The 22,005-nt window shown below is 74.9% G+C and carries 13 protein-coding genes and 1 pseudogene; 9 read left to right on the plus strand and 5 right to left on the minus strand.

Annotated elements, in window-relative coordinates; translation table 11 throughout:
• The first annotated feature begins 33 nt into the window (after nucleotides 1-33).
• On the plus strand, nucleotides 34-453 hold the full coding sequence (locus ACH4B3_RS13395; protein WP_398462946.1) for a DNA-binding response regulator: 420 nt from the start codon (nucleotides 34-36) through the stop codon (nucleotides 451-453).
• A gap of 9 nt (nucleotides 454-462) precedes the next feature.
• On the opposite strand, the gene ACH4B3_RS13400 is transcribed toward ACH4B3_RS13395, so the two are convergent.
• Together ACH4B3_RS13400 and aspS are read right to left on the minus strand one after the other, a co-directional pair.
• Nucleotides 463-1,347 carry a L,D-transpeptidase family protein gene (locus tag ACH4B3_RS13400; RefSeq protein ID WP_398462947.1) on the minus strand — a complete coding sequence of 295 codons (885 nt, stop codon included), beginning with the start codon at nucleotides 1,345-1,347 and terminating at the stop codon, nucleotides 463-465.
• Between the two features lie 505 nt (nucleotides 1,348-1,852).
• Nucleotides 1,853-3,652, minus strand: a complete 1,800-nt coding sequence (gene aspS / locus ACH4B3_RS13405; protein WP_398462948.1) for an aspartate--tRNA ligase — start codon at nucleotides 3,650-3,652, stop codon at nucleotides 1,853-1,855.
• 193 nt (nucleotides 3,653-3,845) lie between these two features.
• Here aspS and ACH4B3_RS13410 point away from each other — a divergent pair.
• A pseudogene (locus tag ACH4B3_RS13410) lies at nucleotides 3,846-5,951 on the plus strand (SpoIIE family protein phosphatase); the annotation flags it as partial.
• Here ACH4B3_RS13410 and ACH4B3_RS13415 read toward each other — a convergent pair.
• Nucleotides 5,936-7,141: an AI-2E family transporter gene (locus ACH4B3_RS13415; protein WP_398462949.1), complete on the minus strand. Its 1,206-nt coding sequence runs from the start codon at nucleotides 7,139-7,141 to the stop codon at nucleotides 5,936-5,938. The pseudogene ACH4B3_RS13410 and the gene ACH4B3_RS13415 overlap by 16 nt on opposite strands.
• A gap of 308 nt (nucleotides 7,142-7,449) precedes the next feature.
• Here ACH4B3_RS13415 and ACH4B3_RS13420 point away from each other — a divergent pair, with 308 nt between their 5' ends.
• From ACH4B3_RS13420 to ACH4B3_RS13430, 3 genes are all read left to right on the plus strand, one after another.
• On the plus strand, nucleotides 7,450-8,226 hold the full coding sequence (locus tag ACH4B3_RS13420) for a glycerophosphodiester phosphodiesterase (protein ID WP_398462950.1): 777 nt from the start codon (nucleotides 7,450-7,452) through the stop codon (nucleotides 8,224-8,226).
• 409 nt (nucleotides 8,227-8,635) lie between these two features.
• Nucleotides 8,636-11,461, plus strand: a complete 2,826-nt coding sequence (locus tag ACH4B3_RS13425; RefSeq protein ID WP_398462951.1) for an AAA family ATPase — start codon at nucleotides 8,636-8,638, stop codon at nucleotides 11,459-11,461.
• A 1,659-nt stretch (nucleotides 11,462-13,120) separates the two neighbouring features.
• Entirely contained in the window at nucleotides 13,121-14,704 is a 1,584-nt protein-coding gene (locus ACH4B3_RS13430; protein ID WP_398462952.1) for a S8 family peptidase, read from the plus strand.
• A gap of 236 nt (nucleotides 14,705-14,940) precedes the next feature.
• Here the strand turns inward: ACH4B3_RS13430 and ACH4B3_RS13435 are convergent, their stop codons facing one another.
• A complete protein-coding gene (locus tag ACH4B3_RS13435) occupies nucleotides 14,941-15,912 on the minus strand; it encodes a pirin family protein (RefSeq protein WP_398462953.1) in 972 nt (323 codons plus the stop codon).
• A gap of 243 nt (nucleotides 15,913-16,155) precedes the next feature.
• On the opposite strand from ACH4B3_RS13435, the gene ACH4B3_RS13440 reads away from it, so the two are divergent.
• Together ACH4B3_RS13440 and ACH4B3_RS13445 are read left to right on the plus strand one after the other, a co-directional pair.
• Nucleotides 16,156-17,007 (plus strand): class I SAM-dependent methyltransferase, encoded by an 852-nt coding sequence (locus tag ACH4B3_RS13440; protein WP_398462954.1) that lies wholly within the window; start codon nucleotides 16,156-16,158, stop codon nucleotides 17,005-17,007.
• Nucleotides 17,008-17,058: 51 nt separating this feature from the next.
• Nucleotides 17,059-17,880: a TetR/AcrR family transcriptional regulator gene (locus tag ACH4B3_RS13445; RefSeq protein ID WP_398462955.1), complete on the plus strand. Its 822-nt coding sequence runs from the start codon at nucleotides 17,059-17,061 to the stop codon at nucleotides 17,878-17,880.
• Between the two features lie 153 nt (nucleotides 17,881-18,033).
• Here ACH4B3_RS13445 and ACH4B3_RS13450 read toward each other — a convergent pair whose 3' ends face one another.
• A complete protein-coding gene (locus ACH4B3_RS13450; protein WP_398462956.1) occupies nucleotides 18,034-18,519 on the minus strand; it encodes an SseB family protein in 486 nt (161 codons plus the stop codon).
• Between the two features lie 131 nt (nucleotides 18,520-18,650).
• Between ACH4B3_RS13450 and ACH4B3_RS13455 the strand changes: the two genes are divergently transcribed.
• Together ACH4B3_RS13455 and ACH4B3_RS13460 are read left to right on the plus strand one after the other, a co-directional pair.
• Entirely contained in the window at nucleotides 18,651-20,477 is a 1,827-nt protein-coding gene (locus ACH4B3_RS13455; protein WP_398462957.1) for an acyl-CoA dehydrogenase, read from the plus strand.
• A 235-nt stretch (nucleotides 20,478-20,712) separates the two neighbouring features.
• Nucleotides 20,713-22,005: a M18 family aminopeptidase gene (locus ACH4B3_RS13460; RefSeq protein WP_398462958.1), complete on the plus strand. Its 1,293-nt coding sequence runs from the start codon at nucleotides 20,713-20,715 to the stop codon at nucleotides 22,003-22,005.

Raw genomic sequence — 22,005 nt, forward strand, 5'->3', positions numbered from 1 at the left:
ATCCGCGAACCATGGGGAAATCGAGGAACGCACGTGCCGGACAGACGCGTCACGGTGACGGTCCACGGCCCCGACCCGCTGTCCCGGGCCGGAGTCGTCCGTCATCTGCAGCAGGAGAGCACCATCGAACTGATCGAGCGGCCACTCCCGTTCGCCGACGAGCCCCGCGGGGCGGTCGCCGTGATGCTGGCCGAGCGGCTGGACGAACGGGCCGGGGCGGAGCTGCGCCGGCTGGTGCGCGGGGGCAGGCAGCGGGTGGTGCTGATCGCCGGTGAGCTGCGGGAGGCGGAGCTGATGGTGGTGATGGAGTACGGCGTACGGGCCGTGCTCTGGCAGCACCGCACCACGCCCCGGCGGCTGCTCCGCGCGGTGCACCGGGTGGCCCGGTCCGAGGCCGCGGCCCCGTGCGGGGTGGACCGGCGGCTCAGCGACCGTTCGGTGCCGTGGCCCTGAGCCGCCGGCTCAGCGGGCCAGGAACTCCGCGTCGCCCATGACCACGACCGGGTGCCGGTCCGGGTCCAGGGACCGCAGCAGCCGTTTCATATGGGGTGCCGTGATGCTGACGCACCCGTGGGTCGGGCCGCCGTGGTCCACGTGGATCCAGATGCCGCCGCCCTTCTCCGCCCCCAGCGGCCGGGTCCAGTCCAGCGGCGAGGTGCCGGGGCGCCGGTTGTAGTTGATGGCCACCACGTAGTCGAAGGCGCCCGCCAGCGGCTCCCCCTCGAAGCCGAGCCCGGTGGCGATGAAGCCGCCCGAGTGGTCGTAGGGGAGTTTGGCGCCCGGGTCGGCCCGGAGACCGCCCGCGTCGGTGAGGCCGAAGACGCCCCGGGGTGAACGCAGGTCGCCCAGGTGGTGGTCGTCGGTCCAGCCGCGGAGCGCGTTGTGCGCGGGCCAGGCGGGGCCCGCCGCCACCCAGCCGGTGGCGGTCCGCTCGTGCAGCACCGCGGTGGCGTACGGGGAGTCGGGCCCCTCGCCGGTCACCACCAGGGCCTGGCGGGCCTCCTCGGGGATCGCGGCGGAGGTCCGGGGGCCGATGCCGGGCAGCCGGCCCGGCTCGCCGATCGCCGAGGTGAGAGCCGGGGACGGCGCCGAGTGCCCGGACTGCGGACCGCCGGCCGGGGCGGCCGCCGCCGGCTCCCCCGCGGTGCCGGACCGCCGGCCGGTGTCCGGGCCGGCGGCGGGCAGCGCGCGTTCCGCGGTGTCCGGCGCGTCCGCGACGCCACCGGCGGTGCCGGGTTCCTTGCCGGGTCCGCCCGCCGCGGTGCTCCCGTATCCGGTCAGCACGCCGGCGCAGAGCAGCAGTGCGGCAACCGCGGCACGACGGGTCAGGGCCAGGCGATCGGGCATCGGTCGTCCTTTCCGGGGCCGGGGGCGGAGCGGGCCGGTCACGGCTGCCGGACCCCGGAACAGCCTGTCAGCTCCCGCGCACCCTCGGCGACCGGACGGGGGCCGATGGGCGGCCCCCGCGGTGGCTCGCGGACGCGCCCCGGTGCGCTCCGGTGGCGCCGGCCCGCGCGGGCGGGAACGGCCGGCCGGCCGGGCGCGCGGCCGGACCGCGGCCCCGAGGTCCGGTGGTCTGCGCTGGTCAGGGCGGTGGCGCCGGGGTGCCGGGGCGGGCCGGGGCCGGCCGGGCGGGGTGGCGGCCGGGGCGGGCTGCCCGGCCCCCGGGCGGCGGATTCGGCGGATCATAGGAAATCCTGAGATCCGCCGGATCGGGGTAACCGGCGTCGGCATCTGCCCGATGGGCCGCCCCGTCCGGCCCCCGGACGCGGCAGGACCCCGGCCACCGGGCCGGGGTCCTGCCGAGGGTGCGGGCCGGGCGCGCGGCCGGGCCGCGCGCCGGGTGCGGCGGTTACTGCGCCGGCTTCTCCGCGGCGCTGTCCGCCTGCTTGACCTGCGGGGGCTTGCGGAGCGACAGGTGCAGCTCCCTGAGCCGGGTCTCGTCGACCTCGCTCGGGGCGCCCATCAGCAGGTCCTGGGCGTTGCCGTTGAGCGGGAACGCGATGGTCTCGCGGATGTTCGGCTCGTCGGCGAGGAGCATCACGATGCGGTCGACGCCGGGGGCGATGCCGCCGTGCGGCGGGGCGCCGAACTTGAACGCGCGCAGCATGCCGCCGAACTCGCGCTCGACGTCCTCGTTGCTGTACCCGGCGATCTCGAACGCCCGGTACATGACGTCCGGCTCGTGGTTGCGGATGGCGCCGGAGGACAGCTCCACCCCGTTGCAGACGATGTCGTACTGCCAGGCGAGGATGTCCAGCGGGTCCTTGGTGTTCAGCGCCTCCAGGCCGCCCTGCGGCATGGAGAACGGGTTGTGCGAGAACTCGATCTGCCCGGTGTCCTCGTTCTTCTCGAACATCGGGAAGTCGACGATCCAGCAGAAGCGGAAGACGTTCTCCTCGAAGTGGCCGGCCCGCTTGGCGGCCTCGACGCGGACCGCGCCCATGATCTTGGAGACCTCGTCGAACTCGCCGGCGCCGAAGAACACGGCACTGCCCGGCTTGAGGCCGAGCGCCTCGGTGAGCGCGGCCACGTCCGCCTCGGTGAGGAACTTCGCGATCGGGCCGCTCAGCGAGCCGTCGTCGCCGACCCGCACCCAGGCCAGGCCCTTGGCGCCCTGCGCCACGGCGTACTCACCCAGCTGGTCGAAGAACTTCCGCGGCTGGTCGGCGGTGTCCGGCACGGCCAGGGCCCGGACGTGCTTGCCGGCGAACGCCTTGAAGCCGGAGCCCGCGAACACCTCCGAGACGTCGACCAGCTCCAGCTTGGCGCGCAGGTCCGGCTTGTCCGAGCCGTACTTCAGCATCGCCTCGCGGAACGGGATGCGCGGGAACGGGGAGGTGACGTGGCGGCCGCCGCCGAACTCCTCGAAGAGGTCGGTCATCACCTTCTCGATGACCTGGAAGACGTCCTCCTGCTCGACGAAGCTCATCTCCATGTCGAGCTGGTAGAACTCGCCGGGGGAGCGGTCCGCGCGGGCGTCCTCGTCGCGGAAGCAGGGCGCGATCTGGAAGTAGCGGTCGAAGCCCGCGATCATCAGCAGCTGCTTGAACTGCTGCGGGGCCTGCGGCAGCGCGTAGAACTTGCCGGCGTGCAGCCGCGACGGCACCAGGAAGTCGCGGGCGCCCTCCGGGGAGGTGGCGGAGAGGATCGGGGTCGCCAGCTCGTTGAACCCGAGGGCGGTCATCTTCTCGCGGATCGACCGGATGACGGCGGTGCGCAGCATGATGTTGCGGTGCATCCGCTCGCGGCGCAGGTCCAGGAAGCGGTACTCCAGCCGCCGCTCCTCGTTGACGCCGTCCTCGGCGTTGATCGTGAACGGGATCTGCCCGGCGGCGCCGAGCACCTCGACGTCCGCGACCTCGACCTCGATCTCGCCGGTGGGCAGCTCGGGGTTGACGTTGTCGGCGCCGCGGCTGACCACCCGGCCGTCGATCCGGACCACGGTCTCCTTGGTGAGGTGGCTCAGCGCCTCGTTGGCGGCGGTGCCGGGACGGGCCACCAGCTGCACCAGACCGTAGTGGTCGCGGAGATCGATGAAGAGGATGCCGCCCAGGTCACGCCGATTGTGCAGCCAGCCGGAGAGCCGGACGTCGGTGTCGACGTCGGCAGCACGGAGCTCGCCGCAGGTGTGGGACCGGTACCGATGCATCGTTCATCCAAGTCGTCGTCTGGTCGTCAGGGCGGTGGGCCCGCCGTCGTCCCGCCGGGGCGTGCTCCGGTCGGCAGGGCGGGGGCCGCGGTGGACACCCTCGGTGTGCGTACACGCTCAGGGCCACCCGCAAGGGTACCGGCGCCACCGGCTTCACTGGTAAGCCCGCGGGGAATCCTCATAAAGTAGTGCAATGCGCACCGAGGACGTACTGGCCGCCATCGCGACCGGCGTGTGGCGATGGGAGAGCGTTCCGGCCGCCGTCGTCCTCGACGCCGAAGCCGCCCGGCTGCTCGGGCTGCCCGCCGGACCCACCACTCTTACGGAGTCGGGCATCCGCGCCCGGTTTCACCCGCTCGACTGGATCGAAGCCACCTCCGTGGTCCGGCTGGGCATGGACGAGGGCCGGGTCTCCGAGGCACGGCTGCGGGTCGTCGACGAGCACGGCACGGTGCTGCGGCTCATCCGCACCCGCTGCCTGCCGAACCCGGCGGACGACGGTGCGGAGCAGCTGGTGGGCACCTTCGAGGAGGTGCTGGAGCCGCAGCCGGGCACGTCCGCGGCGCGCGCGCCCAGCGGCGACCGCCGGCTCGGCCGGGAGGCGTTCCTGCTGGACGCCGGGCGGGCGCTCGCCGAGGCGGTCTCCACCAGCGAGGTGCTGCGGGTGGTCTCCGGCCTGTCGATGCCCGGCTTCGAACCCACCGGGATGGTGGTGCTCGGCCTCGACGGCGACCGGATATCGATCATCGGCCACTACGGGTACCGGCCCGGGGACGAGAAACCGTTCACCACGATGACGGTGGACGGCGACCACCCGCCGGCCGAGGTGGTCCGCACCGGACGGGCGGTCTACCTGCCCAGCCCGGAGGAGTACGCGGCGCGCTTCCCCGGCGCCTACCGGCTGACCGGCCGCTTCCGGCGCCGGTCCTGGGCCTTCCTGCCGCTCGTCGAGGCGGGCCGGGTCATGGGCGTGTGGATGGCCTCGTTCGACCATCCGGTGGACTTCACCCCCGACGACCGCTCGGTGCTCTCCACGGTCGCCCGGCTGCTCGCCCAGGCCCTGTCCCGCGCCTCGGTGCACGAGACGGAACGGGAGCTCTCCGCCGGGCTCCAGCGCTCCATGCTGCCCGCGGCCAAACCGGACATCCCCGGCCTCACGGTCGCCGCCCGCTATGTGCCCACCGGCGGCGGGCTACAGGTCGGCGGCGACTGGTACGACGTGATCGACCTGCCGTCGGGCCGTACCGCGCTGGTGATCGGCGATGTGCAGGGGCACGACGTGCGCGCCGCCGGGCTGATGGGGCAGCTGCGCATCGCGCTGCGCGCCTACGCCTCCGAGGGCCACCACCCGGACGCCGTGCTCTCCCGCGCCTCCCGGTTCCTGGCCGGGCTGGCGGACGGCGCCGGGCACGACCCCGAGCAGTCCTCCGACCCGCGCTTCGCCACCTGCCTCTACGCGGAGGTCGACCCGGTCGCCGGGGTCCTCGACATCGCCCGGGCCGGCCACAGCGACCCCGCGGTCCGGCTCTCCGACGGCACCCTGATCACCCGGCCGACGGCGGGCGGCCTGCCGCTGGGCATCGACCCGGACACCGACTACCCCATCACCCGGATCCACCTGGAGACCGGCGAGACGCTGCTGATGTGCACCGACGGGCTGATCGAGACCGGCGGCCACGACCTGGAGACCGGCTGGGAGCGCATCCGGAAGGTCTGCCAGGAGCAGGCCCGGGAGGACGTCGGCAACGGCGCCCTGGAGTCGCTCGCCGACGCCCTGGTGCAGGCCGTGCACGGGCCCGCCTCGCACCACACCCTCGGCCCGCTCGCCGACCGCCGGGAGGACGACATAGCGCTGCTGCTGGTCAGCCGGGACGCCGAGGTGTGCGTGGTCGGCCCGGGCGGCGCGCCGTCCCGCCGGACCGCCATGGCCGTCGCCCAGGCCGAGCCGGAGCGGATCTCCGAATGCCGGCACCAGCTGCGCGAGCTGCTCCACGACTGGCCGGACCCGGACCAGATCGAGTCCGCGGTGCTGCTCCTGTCGGAGATGGTCACCAACGTCCTGGTGCACACCGACGGTGACGCGCTGCTGCTCGCCGAGGTCAGCGGCCGCAGCGGACGGCGGGTGCTGCGACTGGACGTCGCCGACGGCAGCGACGAGCTGCCGCACCGCCGCCGACCGGGTGAACTGGCCTCCTCGGGCCGCGGGCTGCTGCTGATGGAGATGCTCGCGGACGCCTGGGGGGTGGACCCGCGCGGCACCGGCAAGTGCATATGGTTCCAGCTCTACGAGCGCCCCGAGGAACCGTCGGACGACGACGGCCCGCCCGGCCCCTCGCCCCGCCCGCCGGGCCCCTCCGGGCCGGAGGACGACCCCCCGGCCGGACCGGACCTCTTCGCGTCCGTGGAACCACTGGGCTGAGACCCGCTGGGCTGAGACCCGCGGGCGTACTCGGCCCGCAGCTCCGACAGCACCCCGGTGGCGGCCGCGGTCAGCGGCACCGCGAGCAGCATGCCGAGGATCCCCGCGACCCCGGCCCCGGCCGTGATGGTCACCATGACCATCGCCGGGTGCATCTGCACGGTGCGGCTCTGCACCACCGGCTGCAGCACGTGCCCCTCGAACAGCTGCACCGCCACCACCACCCCCAGCGCCCAGGCGGCGATGAGCAGCCCGCCGTCGGCGAGCGCCACCAGCACCGCGACCGCGCCGGACAGGAACGCGCCGAGGTAGGGGATGTAGGCGCCGACGAACACCAGCGCGCCCAGCCCCGCGGCGCCGGGCACCCCGAGGATGAGCAGCCCCACCGTGATCAGCAGCGCGTCGATCAGCGCGATGATCGTGGTGCCGCGCATGAACCCCTCCACGGCGGCGAACGCCCTGCGGCCCATCGCCTCCAGTCGGGGGCCCCAGCCGCGGGGGGCGAGGCTGTGCAGGGTGCCGGTCACCCGGTCGGCGTCCCGCAGGAAGAAGAAGGTCAGGAACAGCGCCAGGACCGCGATGCCGATCATCTCGCCGGCCACGCTGATGCCCGTCACCACCCCGCTGGCCGCGGTCCCGCCGAACCTGCCGGCCAGCTCCCTGGCGTTGGACGCCAGGTCGTCCAGCGAGGTGCCCGCCGTCCCGAAGTGGTCGGAGAGCTTGCGCGCCGCGTCCTTCATCGCGGCGATGATCTCGTCGCCGGTCTCGATCAGTGCGCTGACCACGATGTACCCGGTGCCGCCGACCACCCCGACCAGCGCCAGGCAGGTCAGTCCGGCGGCCATCGACCGCCGCATCCCCATCCGCACCAGCCGCCGGTGCAGCGGCCCGAGCAGCGCGGTGCCCAGCAGCGCCAGCAGGACGGGGGTGACCGCGGCCCGCAGCTGGGCGCAGAGCCAGATCCCCACCCCGGCCACCCCGGAGACCAGCAGCACCACCACGCACCAGGCGGCCAGGCGGCGCACCGGGTCGGGGAGCAGCGGTTCGCCGGGGGTCGTCCGGTTCGGCACCCGTCCAGCCCACCACGGACCGGGCGGACCCGCCCGCGGGACGGGCCCGTCGGGGTGACCCCCCGTCAGCCGCCGGGCCCCGGCGGAACGGGCCGAAGCGGTCGGTCCGGACCGGCCGGCCCGGGTCGGCGGGGTGGGCCGGTCGGTCCGGGACGGCGGGGTGGGCCGGTCGGTCCGGGACGGTACGTCCGGATCGCGGCGCCGGTCCGTCCGGGCCGTACTTCTCTTCCCGTACTCCCTGCCGCGCCTTGTCGTGCGGGCTTCGAGCCGTTGGCCGACCGTTCACCGCCGGCTGCCAGTATCGTGACGTGCTGACCGCCTTGCCCCAGATCGTCGCCCACCGAGGCGCCTCCCACGACCAGCCGGAACACACCCGAGCCGCCTACGAGCAGGCCATCGCCGACGGCGCCGACGCCCTGGAGTGCGACGTCCGGCTCACCGCCGACGGACGGCTGGTGTGCCTGCACGACCGGCGGGTGGACCGGACCTCCGACGGCCGGGGCGCGGTCTCCGCGCTCACCCTCGACCAGCTCGACACCCTGGACTTCGGTTCCTGGAAGGGCGACGGCGCCGGCCCCGCCCAGGTGCTCGCCTTCGACGAACTCCTGGCACTGGCCACCTCCGCCGACCGCCCGGTGGGCCTGGCCGTGGAGACCAAGCACCCGACCCGCTGGGCGGGCCGGGTGGAACGCGAACTCCTCCGCCAGCTGAGCCTCTTCGGCCTGCACCGGGTCCGTCCCGGCGACGAGCCCCGGGTCCGGCTGATGAGCTTCTCCCGGCTCGCCCTGCGCCGGATGGCGGTGCTCGCCCCGGAGCTGCCGCGGGTGCTGCTGACCGAACGGGCCCCGCTGCCCGGCCGGGCGGCCCCCTCGCTGCCGCGCGGCGTGCGGATCGCGGGCCCCGGGATCGAGCTGGTGCGCTCCCGGCCGGAGATCGTCTCCCGGCTGCGGGCCGCCGGCCACCAGGTGCACGTCTGGACCGTCGACGATCCGGAGGACGTGGAGCTGTGCGTCCGGCTCGGCGTGCAGGCGCTGATCACCAACCGCCCGGCCCAGGTACGCGCCCAGCTGGGCGCCTTCCACTAGCCGGGCCGGCGGGCCGCGCGGAGCCGGGCCGCGGCCGGACCCGCCGCCGGACCCCGCCCCCGGCGCACCGCCCGCCCGGCGGCCGCCCCGGCACCCCGACCGGACGCATCCGCCCCGTCGACGGCGCACCCGGCTGCTGCTACGGTGCCCGCTGCCCGCGGCACGCCCGCCGCGCCGCTCCCCGTCCGCCCCCACCGCTTCCCGTCCGCCCCGCCCCGTCGTCGCCCCGGCCCGCCCCGGCCGGTGGTGCCGGGGCACCCGGGCGGGCCGTGCGGCACCCGCGATCGGTGGGAAGCCTTCCGAGCGGGGGAGGACGCGGCGGAACGGCACGAGCGGTCCGGTCCGGCGCGGGAAGGACGAGTGCGGACGGGGCCCGGGCACGGGACCGTACGGCGGCGGAGGGGGTGCGGTGCGCGAGGTCCATCCGGTCGGCCGGGAGGTCCATCCGGTCGGACGCACGGAACTGCTGGAAGCCGCCTGGCGGCAGCTGCGGGACGGCGGCGGCGTGCTGCTGTCGGGCCCGCCCGGCATCGGCAAGTCCACCCTGGTCCGGGCCCTGGCCGAGGACGCCGCCCGGGCCGGCTGGACGGTGCTGGGCTGCGGTCCGGCGGAAGCCGAACGCCATCTGCCCTACCTCGCCCTCGTCGACCTGCTGACCCCGGTCGGCGACGGGCCCATCGACGCCCTGCCCGGCCCGCAGCGGGACGCCCTGCGCGCGGCGCTGCTGCGCGGGCCCCGCCGGCCGGAGCAGGCCGACCAGCTGGCCGTCCGCCTCGGGGCCCTCTATCTGCTGCGGGGGCTCGCCCGCGCCGCGCACCCCGAGCCGGTGCTGCTGGTCCTCGACGACGTCCAGTGGATCGACCCCGCGTCGGCCGAGGTACTGGCGTTCGTGGCACGCCGCGGGGGCACCCTGCCGCTGCGCGTCGTCGCCGCCGAACGGACCCTGGCCGACGCGGCCGTCGGCCACCGCCTGAGCCCGCCGCCGCTGCGGGAGATCCCGGTCCCGCCGCTCCCCCGCTCGGCCTACGACGCACTGCTGCGGGAGGAGATCGGCGCGGAGTTCCCGGCCCACCTGGTGGAGCGCATCCACGCCGCCAGCGCCGGCAACCCGTTCTACGCCGGGGAGATCGCCCGGGCGCTGCTCCGGCTGGACGAGCTGCCCGGCCCCGGACGGCCACTGCCGGTGCCCGGGCGGCTCCGGCACCTGATGCGGGAACGCCTGGGCGGGCTGTCCGCCCCGGCGCTGTCCACCCTGCTGCTGGCGGCGGTGGCGGCCCGGCCCACCCGGGCACTGCTCGCCGCGGCCCACCACGGGGACCTGGACTCGGACCTCGCCGAGGCCGCCGCGGCCCGGGTCGCCACCATCGGCCCGGACGGCATACTCCGCTTCAGCCACCCGCTGCTCGCCGCCACCCTCCATGACGACGCCTCACCCGAGCTGCTGCGGCAGGCGCACGCCCGGCTCGCCCGGGCCGCGGCCGACCCGGTGCAGCGCGCCCGCCATCTGGCACTGGCCGGCTACGAGCGGGACGAGTCCGTCGCCGCGACGCTGATGACCGCCGCCACCGCCGCGCTGGCCCGGGGCGCGCCGGGCAGCGCGGCCGAACTGGCGCTGCTCGCCGCCGACCGCACCCCGGCCGACCGGACCGGACTCGCCGCCGACCGCCGGCTGGAGGCGGCGGCGGCCGCGCTGGCAGCGGGGCGCCGGGAGCTGGCGGCCGACGCCGCCCATACCGTGCTCGCCACCGCCACGTCGGTGCGCCGGCGGGTACGGGCCCGGCTCGCGCTGTGGGACGCCGCCGGCCAGGGCGCCCCGCGCGCCGGTGAACTCCTGGAGCAGGCGCTGGCCGAAGCCGGCGACGACGGGGCGCTCCAGGCCCCGGTGCGGGTCCGGGGGGCCCTGATGAGGATCGTGGAGGGCCGGCCGGACCTCTGCGCGGAGGAGGCGGAGGTGGCCGCCGGGCTGGCCACGGCCGCCGGCGACCACACCACGGCGGTCCAGGCGCTGTGCGCCCGCGCGTACGCCGAGGTGCTCCTGGGCCGGGCGGAAGCCACCGGCACCCGCCGCCGCGCGGTCCGCCTCCAGCCGCACCCGCCCGGCCCGCCGGCGTCCCCCGTCCCGGTGCCGCGCACCCATCCGCTGCACAACGGGCCGGAGCACCTCGACGCCGTACTGCACCTGCTGCGCGGCGAGGTCGCCGAGGCCCGCACCGCGCTCCGTTCGCTGATGACCACCGCCGAGCAGCGCGGTTCCCTGGACGACCAGCACGGGCTGCTGGCCCTGCTGGTGATCGCGGAACTCCGCGCCGGACACTGCCGGAGCGCCCTGGACACCGCCCGGCGCGGGGTGCGCCTGATGGAGGACGCCGGGCTGGAGCTCTCCAACGTGCTCTATCCCAACGCCCTCGCCGAAGCCGTCGGCGGGGACACCGGGCGGGCCCTGAACCTCGCCGTGCGCGGTGTCGAACTGTCGAAGACCCTGGGCGACCGGCTCAGTGAGCTGCGTTCGCTGGCGGCCTGGGGGGTCGCGGCGCTGCTGGCCGGCGACCCGCACGGCGCCCTCGAACCGCTGCGCCGGGCCCGCGCCCTGGAGGAGCGGATGGGGGTGCGCAACCCGGCGGTGTTCGCCTGGCACGGCGACCTCGCCGAGGCGCTGCTGGCGACCGGCGAGGAGGCCGAGGCGCGGGAACTGGTCCGGGCCACCCGGGCCCGGTACCGGCAGTCCGGACTGCGCTGCCCGCCGATCGGGCTGGAGCGGGCGGCGGCCCTGTGCACGAGCACCGCCGGGGCGGACCGCGCCGCGGCCGAACTCACCGCGCTGGCCAACCGCCAGGCGGCCGAGCCGCTCCCGGTGGAGTACGGCCGTACCCTCCTGGCGCTGGGCACGGTCGAGCGGCGCCGGCGGCGGCGGGCGGCGGCCCGGACGGCGCTGCGCCGGGCCGCCGAGACGTTCACCCGGGCGGGGGCCGTGGGCTGGCTGGCCCGGGTGGACGCCGAGCTGGCGCGTACCGGGGCCCCGCGCGAGGTCCCCGGGCCGCGGGCGGCAGCCTCGCTCACCGAGACCGAGCTGCTGGTCGCCCGGCTGGTCGCCGAGGAGGGGGTGACCAACCGGGAGGCGGCGGCCCGGCTGTACCTGAGCGTGAAGGCGGTGGAGGCCAACCTGACCAGCGTCTACCGGAAGTTGGGAGTCCGGTCCCGGACCGACCTCGCCGACGTGCTGCCCGAACCGGACTGAGCCACGGCCGCCCCGGCACGCCCCTGCGCCGGGCCGGACGGCCCGGCGCTCCCCGGCACCCGCCCCCCGCACCCGGCCGAGTCACCGACCCGGCCCCCGCACGCCCGGACACCACACGCCCGCCCGGCTGCCCGCGCGCCCCGTGCCCGCATGCCCGCGCACCCTCGGGCCCACATACCCGCGCGCCCGCACGCCCGTGCGCCCTCGCGCGCACACGCCCGGCTGTACGCACAGTGCCCGCACGCCCGTGCGCCCTCGCAGCCGCACACCCCGGCGCCCGCACGCCCGTGCACCCTCGCGCGCGCACCCGCACGCCTGCACGCCCCGGCGTCCGCACCAACCCCCGCTGCCCGTGCGCCCCGTGCCCACACGCCCGGCTGTACGCACAACTGCCCGCACGCCCCCTGCCGGGGCCCCGCACGCCACCGTGACCGATACCCGGACGGCCGCTGCCCGGACCCCGGGGGCCGGGGGCCGAAGACCGCATCCGTGACCGGGTGCCCGGGCACCGGCGCGCCCGGGCCCCTGCATGCGCCCGTACCCCCTCCAGCCCGTACCCCCTCCAGCCCGCACGCCCGCGGCCTGCGTGCCGGGGCGCCGGCACGCCCGGCTGCCCGTCCGCCCCCTGCCCGGGCCCCGCACGCCGGGACCCCGCGTGGCGCACCCGCACCTCCGCCGCCCCCGCAGCCGCGCACCCCCCGCAGCCGCAGCCGCGTCCCCGCACCCGCGTAGGCCGCATGCGTCCGGAGGGGGCGAGCGGCAGGCAGCGGTGGCGTGAATCGTCAAGGACATTCCGGGCGCGCCGGGCAGCCCGAGGGTAGGCGCAAGGGTCGCCCGGCCGGACCCTTGAGTTGCCCGTCCCCGGCCTCCGGCACGGGCCCCGCGCCGGGCGCGACGGGCGGCGCGGGAGGCACTCCGCCCGCCCGGGTGTCCGCTCCCCGGAGCGGAACGTCCGGCACTGTGTCGCCGCGGGCCCGGGGAGGTGCGGACCGCGGCCCGCCCGCCGCGGCCCGCCGGCCCCCGAGGGCGCCGCCGCCGGCCCCCGCCCACCTGCCGCCACCTGCCGCCACCTGCTCAGACGTGCGCCCGGCGGCGGTCGCGGCGGCCGTCGCCCGGCCCGCGGACGGGCGCCCGGCCCACCTCGGGACCACCGCCCGGCCGGCTCCGGCGGCGCCCCCGGCCTGCTCCGGTCCGCGGCCCGGTGGTCCGGGTGGCGGACCGGCCGGACGGGTGGTCCGGTGGTGCCGTCCCGGTGAACTCCCGGCGACCGCCGGGCTCTTGCGCGGTGCCGGGCGGTGGGTCATGGTTCCGCTGGCGGCCAGGAGAGTGCGACCACGGCGGCCCCACCAGCACCCGTGTTTGACACGCTCATGACCAGGCTCCCGTCCTGAGGTCCGCCCGGCCGGACCGGAACGGCCGGGCCGGCCCGGTCCGGGCAGCACGTCCAGTTCCCCACGACCCGGACCCGACCGACCCTCCGTACCGTTTCCGTCCATCGGCACCGGCCTCGACTCCGCCGGTCGGGTCCGCGGGCGTGCCGATCCGTCCGTACGACCCGGGCGCCACCCATGCGCTCCGGCCGTACCGCCGTGTTCTTCCGACCGCCGCACCGTGCACCACCACCCCCCGTGCACCAACCCCCACAGGAGGAGAACCCGCATGGCTGAGATACCCGCCGCCCGGCGCAGACTCGTCGCCGCCGCGATCGCCGCGGCCGCCCTGACGATGGGCGCCGCCGCCGCGCTGCCCGCGTCCGCCGACGACCGCGCCGACCGGATCGCCGAAGGCGTGATCGAGAACGCCGGCGCGCCCGGCACCCTGAAGGACCGTTACATCGTCGTCCTCGACGAGCAGGCGCCCCAGGCCCGCTCCGCGCAGGGCCGCGCGCTGGTGGAGAAGTTCGGTGCCAAGATCGAGCGGACCTACCACTCGGCCCTCAACGGCTACGCCGTGCAGCTGTCGGAGGGCCAGGCCAAGCGGCTCGCCGCCGACCCGGCCGTGCAGGCGGTGGTCCAGGACCAGGTCGTGAAGGCGACCGGGGTCCAGCCCAGCCCGCCGTCCTGGGGCCTGGACCGGATCGACCAGCGGGCGCTGCCGCTCGACCAGAGCTACACCTACCCGGACTCGGCCGGCACCGGGGTCACCGCGTACATCATCGACACCGGTGTCCGGATCAGCCACCAGGACTTCGGGGGCCGCGCCAGCCACGGCTTCGACGCGGTCGACAACGACAACACGGCGGACGACGGCAACGGCCACGGCACGCACGTGGCGGGCACGGTCGCCGGCAACTCCTACGGCGTGGCCAAGAAGGCCAAGATCGTCGCCGTGCGGGTGCTGGACGACGGCGGCTCCGGGACCACCGCCGGCGTGGTCGCGGGCATCGACTGGGTGACCAGGAACGCCGTCAAGCCGGCGGTGGCCAACATGAGCCTGGGCGGCGGTGCCAGCTCCGCGCTGGACACGGCGGTCCGCAACTCCATCGCCTCCGGCGTGACGTACGCGCTCGCCGCGGGCAACGAGAACACCGACGCCTCGACCAAGTCACCCGCCCGGGTGACCGAGGGCATCACGGTCGGCTCGACCACCAGCAGCGACGCCCGGTCCAGCTTCTCCAACTACGGGAGCGTGGTGGACCTGTTCGCGCCGGGCTCGTCCATCACCTCGGCGTGGAACACCGGTGACACGGCGACCAACACCATCTCCGGCACCTCGATGGCGGCGCCGCACGTGGCCGGTGCGGCCGCGCTGCACCTGTCCGCCAACCCCGGCGCCACCCCGGCGCAGGTGTCCACGGCCCTGACCTCCGCGGCCACCACCGGTGTGGTGACCAGCCCCGGCACCGGCTCGCCGAACCGGCTGCTGAACGTCGGCGGCGGCGGCACCCAGCCGCCGACCGGGCCGAAGTTCGAGAACACCGCCAACTACAACATCACCGACAACGCCACCACCGAGTCCCCGCTGGCGGTCACCGGCGTGACCGGCAAGGCCCCGGCGGCGCTGGGCGTCTCGGTGGCCATCAAGCACACCTACATCGGTGACCTCAAGATCGAGCTGGTCGCCCCGGACGGCACCGCGTACCTGCTCAAGAACTACGGCACCGGCGGCAGCGCCGACGACGTGAACACCACGTACACGGTGAACGCCTCCGCGGAGACCGCCGACGGCGGCTGGAAGCTCCGGGTCCACGACAACGCCAACTACGACACCGGCTACATCGACTCCTGGTCGATGCAGTTCTAGACCGCGCCCGCACCTCCCACCGGCGCCGCCGCCCGCGGCACCGCCGGACGGGCCCGGAAAACCCGGCGGCCCGCCCCCTCGTCGACGAGGGGGCGGGCCGCCGCGCGTCACCCGGTGCCCGTGGTGACCGGCGGGCCGGACCACCGGCCGCGGGCGGCTCGCGAGCCGGGACCGCCCCGGGCCCCTCCCGGGCCGGAGCGGGCTCCGGACCGGGAGGGCCCCTCCCGGGCCGTGCCCTACAGTCCGCCTTCGGACATCCCGTGCACCGCGGGGATCGTCCCGAGCCGCCCCTTCTGGAAGTCCTCGAACGCCTGCTGGAGCTGCTCGCGGGTGTTCATGACGAACGGCCCGTAGTGCGCCATCGGCTCCCGGATCGGCCGGCCGCCGAGCAGCACCACCTCCAGGTCCGGGGTGTGCGAGTCCTGCGTCTCGTCGGCGCGGACGGTCAGCGCGGAGCCCGCACCGAACACGGCCGTCTGCCCCAGGTGGATCGGACGCCGTTCGGCACCGACCGAGCCGCGTCCGGCGAGGACGTACGCCAGGCCGTTGAAGTCCTCGCGCCAGGGGAGGGTGACCTCGGCACCCGCCGCCAGCGTCGCGTGGATCATGGTGATCGGCGTGTGCGTGACGCCCGGGCCCTGGTGGCCGTCCAGCTCACCGGCGATGACGCGCAGGAGTGCGCCGCCGTCGGGGGTCGACAGGAGCTGGACGTGGCCGCCGCGGATGTCCTGGTAGCGCGGCGCCATCATCTTGTCCTTCGCCGGGAGGTTCACCCACAGCTGCAGGCCGTGGAAGAGACCGCCCGACACCACCAGGTGCTCCGGCGGCGCCTCGATGTGGAGGAGGCCGGAGCCGGCCGTCATCCACTGGGTGTCGCCGTTGGTGATGGTGCCGCCGCCGCCGTGGGAGTCCTGGTGGTCGAAGATCCCGTCGATGATGTACGTGACGGTCTCGAAGCCGCGGTGCGGGTGCCACGGGGTGCCCTTCGGCTCCCCGGGCTGATACTCCACCTCACCCATCTGGTCCATCATGATGAACGGGTCGAGGTGCTTGTAGTCGATCCCGGCGAAGGCCCGGCGCACCGGGAAGCCCTCGCCCTCGAAACCGCTGGGCGCCGTGGTCACGCCGAGCACCGGACGCTGCCGGGCCTCGGTCGGCGCCGCGACGCGCGGCAGGGTCAGCGGGTTGTCAACGGTCACTGCTGGCATGACGGCCTCCTCGGTCGTTCAGGATTCAACTTAGTTGAACGGTGAACAACCCGCAAGAGTGCCTTTGTTCCCCGAGCCAGGACGGATCGGACACGGCCGCCGGAACGACACCCGCCTTCGGCACCACCCCCGCATTGACACCCCGCCACCCCGCGCGTCACGATGAACGTACGTTCATGAACGTACGTTCATTTTGTGTGCCGCCACCGGCACACGACCGGAGACCGCAGGAAGAGGGAAGCGATGACCATGTCCCGCATCGTCAACACCCGGCAGGCCGACGCGTGGAACGGCTACGAGGGCGCGCACTGGGCCGCCCACTGGGACCGGTACGACGCCGTGAACAGCGGCTTCAACGACCTCGTACTGGACGCGGCGGAGATCGGCGAGCACCACCGGGTACTCGACATCGGCTGCGGCAACGGCCAGCTGACCCGGCTCGCCGCCCGGCGCGCCCGGCTCGGGCACACCCTCGGCGTGGACCTGTCCGCCCCGATGCTCGCCACCGCCCGGGCCCGCGCGGCGGCCGAGGGGGTGGACCGGGTGACCTTCGAACAGGACGACGCCCAGATCCGCGCCTTCCCGGACGGCGGCCACGACGTCGCCGTCAGCCGGTTCGGGGTGATGTTCTTCGCCGATCCGGTCGCCGCCTTCCGCAACATCGGCCGCGCCCTGTGCCCCGGCGGACGGCTCGCGTTCGTGTGCATGACCGCGCTCGACGGCACCGACCTCGGGGCCGTACTCGACGCCATGACGGCACACCTGCCGCGCCCCACCGGCCCCGACGGCACCGGCCCCACCTCCTTCGCCGACCCCGCCCACACCCGCGCGGTGCTCGAGGCCGCCGGATTCCGGGACGTCCGCTGCGAACGGGTGACCGCCACCCAGCACTGGGGCGCGGACGTGGCGGACGCGGCCGGGTTCCTGGCCGACTGGGGGCCGGTCGCCCACCACATGCGGCAGGCCGGCCCGGCGGCCGCCGCCCTGGCACGGCAGGCCCTCACCGAGGCGCTGCGGGCCTTCGAGGAGCCCGACGGGGTGCGTACCCGGGGCACCGCGTGGCTGGTGACCGCGGCGCGGCCCGCCGGGGACTGACCGTCCGGCCGGCCCGGCGCCCCGGCCGCCGCCCCCGTTACGATGCGGACGATGTCACCGAGAAGACCCGCGGTGCTGCGCGACGGCGGCGGCACGCAGGACCTGCGCGAGTACCTGATCGGCACCGCCGAGCGGCTGATCGCCGAGCAGGGCACCGCCGCGCTCACCGTGCGCGCCATCGCCCGTGCCGCCGGGGTGGCCGACGGGGTGCTCTACAACCACTTCGCGGACAAGGAAGAGCTGCTGGCCCACGCGCTGCGGGCGCACGTCCGCAGCGTCGAGGCCGGACTGGGCGCGCTGCCGGAGGCCGGCACCGGGAGCGTGCCGGAGAACCTGCGCGCCCACATCGCCTACGGCCTGGCGCTGCACCGCGCCATCCTCCCCGCCTTCGCGGGGCTGCTCGCCCGGCCCGCGGTACTCACCGGGTTCGCCGGCCTGGCCGAGCCGGGCGGGGAGTGGCGGGACCGGCTGACCGGCTATCTGCGGGCCGAGCGGGCGCTGGGCCGGCTCGCCGCGGACGCCGAGGTCGACGCGGCGGCGGCGATGATCGTCGGCGTCTGCCACGAGACCGTGCTGACCGCGCTCTTCCACGGCGCCGCGACCCCGCCCGAGGCACCGGAACGGTCCGGGCCGCCGACGGCCGACGGGACGGGAGCGGCCGACCGACCGGGGGCGGCCGACGGGACGGAAGACACAGCCGGGGCGGGAGACGCAGCCGGGGCGGACCGGACCGGCGGGACGCGCGGTACGGAGCGGGCCGACGGGGCGGTGGACCCGGCCGGCACGGTGGACCGCCTGGTCAGGGCGGTGCTCCAGGGCATCGGCCACCGCCCCGGGACCGTCCGCGAGCCGGCGGCGGAGACCGGCGCCTGACCGTCCGGCCCGCACCCCCGCCCCCCGCGGGCCGGGCCGCGGCGACTCCGCCGTACCTCAGCCCCGTCTGCGGCGCATCGGGCAGCCGGCCACCGGACCGCGGCTCAGCCGTACCCGCGGCGCATCCCGCAGCCGGCCACCGGACCGCACACCTCAGCCGTACATGCGGCGCATCGCGAAGTCGACCATCTGCTCGACGGCCTTGGCGTCGAAGACCATCCGGTGGTCGCCCTCCATGTCCAGGACGAAGCCGTAGCCGGTGGGCAGCAGGTCGATGACCTCGGCGCCGGTGATGACGAAGTACTTGGACTCCTTCCCGGCGTAGCGGCGCAGCTCCTTGAGCGAGGTGAACATCGGGATGACCGGCTGCTGGGTGTTGTGCAGCGCCAGGAAGCCCGGACTGTCCCCGCGCGGGCAGTAGACCTTGGAGGTCGCGAAGATCTGCTGGAAGTCCTCCGCCGACATCGAGCCGGTGGTGAAGGCGCGCACCGCGTCCGCCAGCGACGGCGGTGACGGCTCGGGGTACAGCGGCTGCTCCGGGTAGCCGCCGGGCGGCATCGGGGGCTGCGGCTGCTGCGGCGGGGGCGGCGGAGCGCCGTAGCCCTGCCCCGCACTCGCGTTCTGGTCGTAGCCGTACATGCTCCGAAGCGTACTGAGTCACAGTTCCCGGGTTGAGGGTTGCCTCTTATTACCCACGGGTAGCATCATGGTGATTACCGATTGAAATGCCTAAGAGGTCCCCGCCTCCCGAGCCATACGGAGCCGTCGCCATGGGGCACTACAAGTCGAATCTCCGCGACATCGAGTTCAACCTCTTCGAGGTGCTCGGCCGCGACAAGCTGTACGGCACCGGCCCGTTCGCCGAGATGGACGTCGAGACCGCCAAGAGCATCCTGGAGGAGATCGCCCGCCTCGCGGAGAACGACCTCGCCGAGTCCTACGCCGACGCCGACCGCAACCCGCCGGTGTTCGACCCGGAGACCAACACCGCGCCCGTCCCGGCCTCCTTCAAGAAGAGCTACCAGGCCTTCATGGACTCCGAGTACTGGCGGCTCGGCCTGCCCGAGGAGATCGGCGGCACCACCTCGCCCCGCTCCCTGATCTGGGCCTACGCGGAGCTGCTGCTCGGCGCGAACCCGGCCGTGTGGATGTACTCCTCGGGCCCGGCCTTCGCCGGCATCCTCTTCGAGGAGGGCAACGAGGCCCAGAAGAAGGTCGCCGAGATCGCGGTCGAGAAGCAGTGGGGCTCGACCATGGTCCTCACCGAGCCCGACGCCGGGTCCGACGTGGGCGCCGGCCGCACCAAGGCGGTCCAGCAGGAGGACGGCTCCTGGCACATCGAGGGCGTGAAGCGGTTCATCACCTCGGGTGAGCACGACATGTCCGAGAACATCCTCCACTACGTGCTGGCCCGCCCCGAGGGCCACGGCCCGGGCACCAAGGGCCTGTCGCTGTTCCTGGTCCCGAAGTTCCACTTCGACTGGGAGACCGGCGAGCTGGGCGAGCGCAACGGCGTCTACGCCACCAACGTCGAGCACAAGATGGGCCTCAAGGCCTCCAACACGTGCGAGATGACCTTCGGCGACAAGCACCCCGCCAAGGGCTGGCTGATCGGCGACAAGCACGACGGCATCCGCCAGATGTTCATGATCATCGAGTTCGCCCGGATGATGGTCGGCACGAAGGCCATCGCCACCCTCTCCACCGGCTACCTCAACGCGCTGGAGTACGCCAAGGAGCGCGTCCAGGGCCCGGACCTGGCGCAGTTCATGGACAAGACCGCGCCCAAGGTCACCATCACCCACCACCCCGACGTGCGCCGCTCGCTGATGACGCAGAAGGCGTACGCGGAGGGCATGCGCTCCCTGGTGCTGTACACCGCCTCGGTCCAGGACGCGATCCAGGAGAAGGAGGCGGCGGGCGAGGACGCCAAGGCGCTGAACGGCCTCAACGACCTGCTGCTGCCGATCGTCAAGGGCTACGGCTCGGAGAAGTCCTACGAGCAGCTGGCCCAGTCGCTGCAGACCTTCGGCGGCTCCGGCTACCTCCAGGAGTACCCGGTCGAGCAGTACATCCGGGACGCCAAGATCGACACCCTCTACGAGGGCACCACCGCCATCCAGGGCCAGGACTTCTTCTTCCGGAAGATCGTCCGCGACCAGGGCCAGGCGCTCACCCTGCTCTCCGAGGAGATCAAGAAGTTCCTCGCCGAGGCGAACGGCGGCGAGGAACTCGCCACCGCCCGCGAGTCGCTGGCCCGCGCGGCCGTCGACCTGGAGGCGATCGTCGGCGCCATGCTGACCGACCTCGCCGCCACCGAGAAGGACGTCAAGTCCATCTACAAGGTCGGCCTGAACACCACCCGGCTGCTGCTGGCCTCCGGTGACGTGGTCGTCGGCTACCTGCTCCTCAAGGGCGCCGCGGTGGCCGCGGAGAAGCTGGCCGACGCCTCCGCCAAGGACAAGGCGTTCTACCAGGGCAAGATCGCCGCGGCGAAGTTCTTCGCCCAGGAGATCCTGCCGGGCGTCTCCGCCCAGCGCGCGCTCGCCGAGTCCACCGACCAGTCGCTGATGGAGCTGGACGAGGCCGCGTTCTGAGCCACCCCGCACGACCCGCGTCGGCGGTCCGGTCCGGGACCGCCGACCACCCCGGGGTGCGCGATCCGGTCCGGGATCACGCACCCCCGCGCGGACCGGCACCGGGGCCGCGACCGCCGTCCGCACCAGGCCGGCGGTCCGCCCCCGGCTCCGCCACGCGCTGCCGCCGTCCGCTCCCGCCCAGGGCCCGCCACTCCTCCACCGGCGGGCCCCGGCCGCTCCTTATCCTGAGGTCATGACCTCTCCGCACCGCTTCGACCGCGGCCACACCGACGATCTCCTCACCTTCCTCGCAGCCGCGCCCTCGCCGTACCACGCGGTGGCCCACGCCGCCGAGCGGCTGGAGAAGGCCGGCTTCCGGCAGGTCGAGGAGACCGACCCGTGGGACGGGGGCACCGGCGGCCGATACGTGCTGCGCGGCGGAGCGATCATCGCCTGGTACGTGCCCGAGGGCGCGGACCCGTCCACTCCGTACCGGATTGTCGGCGCACACACCGACTCTCCCAATCTGCGAGTCAAGCCCATCCCCGACACCGGGGCGCACGGCTGGCGGCAGCTCGCCGTCGAGATCTACGGCGGCCCGCTCCTCAACACCTGGCTCGACCGCGACCTGGGCCTGTCCGGCCGGCTCTCCCTCCGCGACGGCGGCGAGCGCCTGGTCCGCGTCGACCGTCCGCTGCTGCGCGTGCCCCAGCTCGCCATCCACCTGGACCGGTCGGTCAACACCGACGGCCTCAAGCTCGACCGGCAGCGCCACCTCACCCCCGTGTGGGGCCTGGGCAACCCCGCGGAAGGCGACCTGATCCGCTTCCTCGCCGAGGAGAACGGGCTGGACCCGGCGGACGTCACCGGCTGGGACCTGATGGTGCACAGCGTGGAACCCCCCGCCTACCTCGGCCGGGACCGCGAACTGGTGGCCGGCCCCCGGATGGACAACCTGCTGTCCGTACACGCCGCGACCGCCGCGCTCACCGCCGTCGCCGCCCGCCCCGGACTGTCCGTCATCCCGGTCCTCGCCGCCTTCGACCACGAGGAGAACGGCAGCGAGTCCGACACCGGCGCCCAGGGACCGCTCCTCGGCAACGTCCTGGAACGCTCCGTCTACGCCCGCGGCGGCAGCTACGAGGACCGGGCCCGCGCCTTCGCCGGAACCGTCTGCCTCTCCTCCGACACCGGCCACGCCGTCCACCCCAACTACGCCGAACGCCACGACCCCGACCACCACCCGATGCCCAACGGCGGACCGATCCTCAAGGTCAACGTCAACCAGCGGTACGCCACCGACGGCCGCGGCCGCGCCCTCTTCGCCGCCGCCTGCGAACGGGCCGATGTCCCCTGGCAGAGCTTCGTGTCCAACAACGCCATGCCGTGCGGCACCACCATCGGGCCCATCACCGCCGCCCGGCACGGCATCACCACCGTGGACATCGGCGTCGCCATCCTGTCCATGCACTCGGCGCGCGAGCTGTGCGGTGCCGAGGACCCGCACCTCCTCGCCACCGCGCTCGCCTCCTTCCTGGAGAATTGA

The sequence above is a fragment of the Streptomyces sp. NPDC018031 genome, assembly GCF_044327625.1.
Classification (GTDB): domain Bacteria; phylum Actinomycetota; class Actinomycetes; order Streptomycetales; family Streptomycetaceae; genus Streptomyces.

Coding starts and splice junctions, on each gene's coding strand:
- ACH4B3_RS13400 (WP_398462947.1), bottom strand. CDS start 1,347: ATGCCCGATCGCCTGGCCCTGACCCGTCGTGCCGCGGTTGCCGCACTG.
- aspS (WP_398462948.1), bottom strand. CDS start 3,652: ATGCATCGGTACCGGTCCCACACCTGCGGCGAGCTCCGTGCTGCCGAC.
- ACH4B3_RS13430 (WP_398462952.1), top strand. CDS start 13,121: ATGGCTGAGATACCCGCCGCCCGGCGCAGACTCGTCGCCGCCGCGATC.
- ACH4B3_RS13435 (WP_398462953.1), bottom strand. CDS start 15,912: ATGCCAGCAGTGACCGTTGACAACCCGCTGACCCTGCCGCGCGTCGCG.
- ACH4B3_RS13440 (WP_398462954.1), top strand. CDS start 16,156: ATGACCATGTCCCGCATCGTCAACACCCGGCAGGCCGACGCGTGGAAC.
- ACH4B3_RS13445 (WP_398462955.1), top strand. CDS start 17,059: ATGTCACCGAGAAGACCCGCGGTGCTGCGCGACGGCGGCGGCACGCAG.
- ACH4B3_RS13450 (WP_398462956.1), bottom strand. CDS start 18,519: ATGTACGGCTACGACCAGAACGCGAGTGCGGGGCAGGGCTACGGCGCT.
- ACH4B3_RS13455 (WP_398462957.1), top strand. CDS start 18,651: ATGGGGCACTACAAGTCGAATCTCCGCGACATCGAGTTCAACCTCTTC.
- ACH4B3_RS13460 (WP_398462958.1), top strand. CDS start 20,713: ATGACCTCTCCGCACCGCTTCGACCGCGGCCACACCGACGATCTCCTC.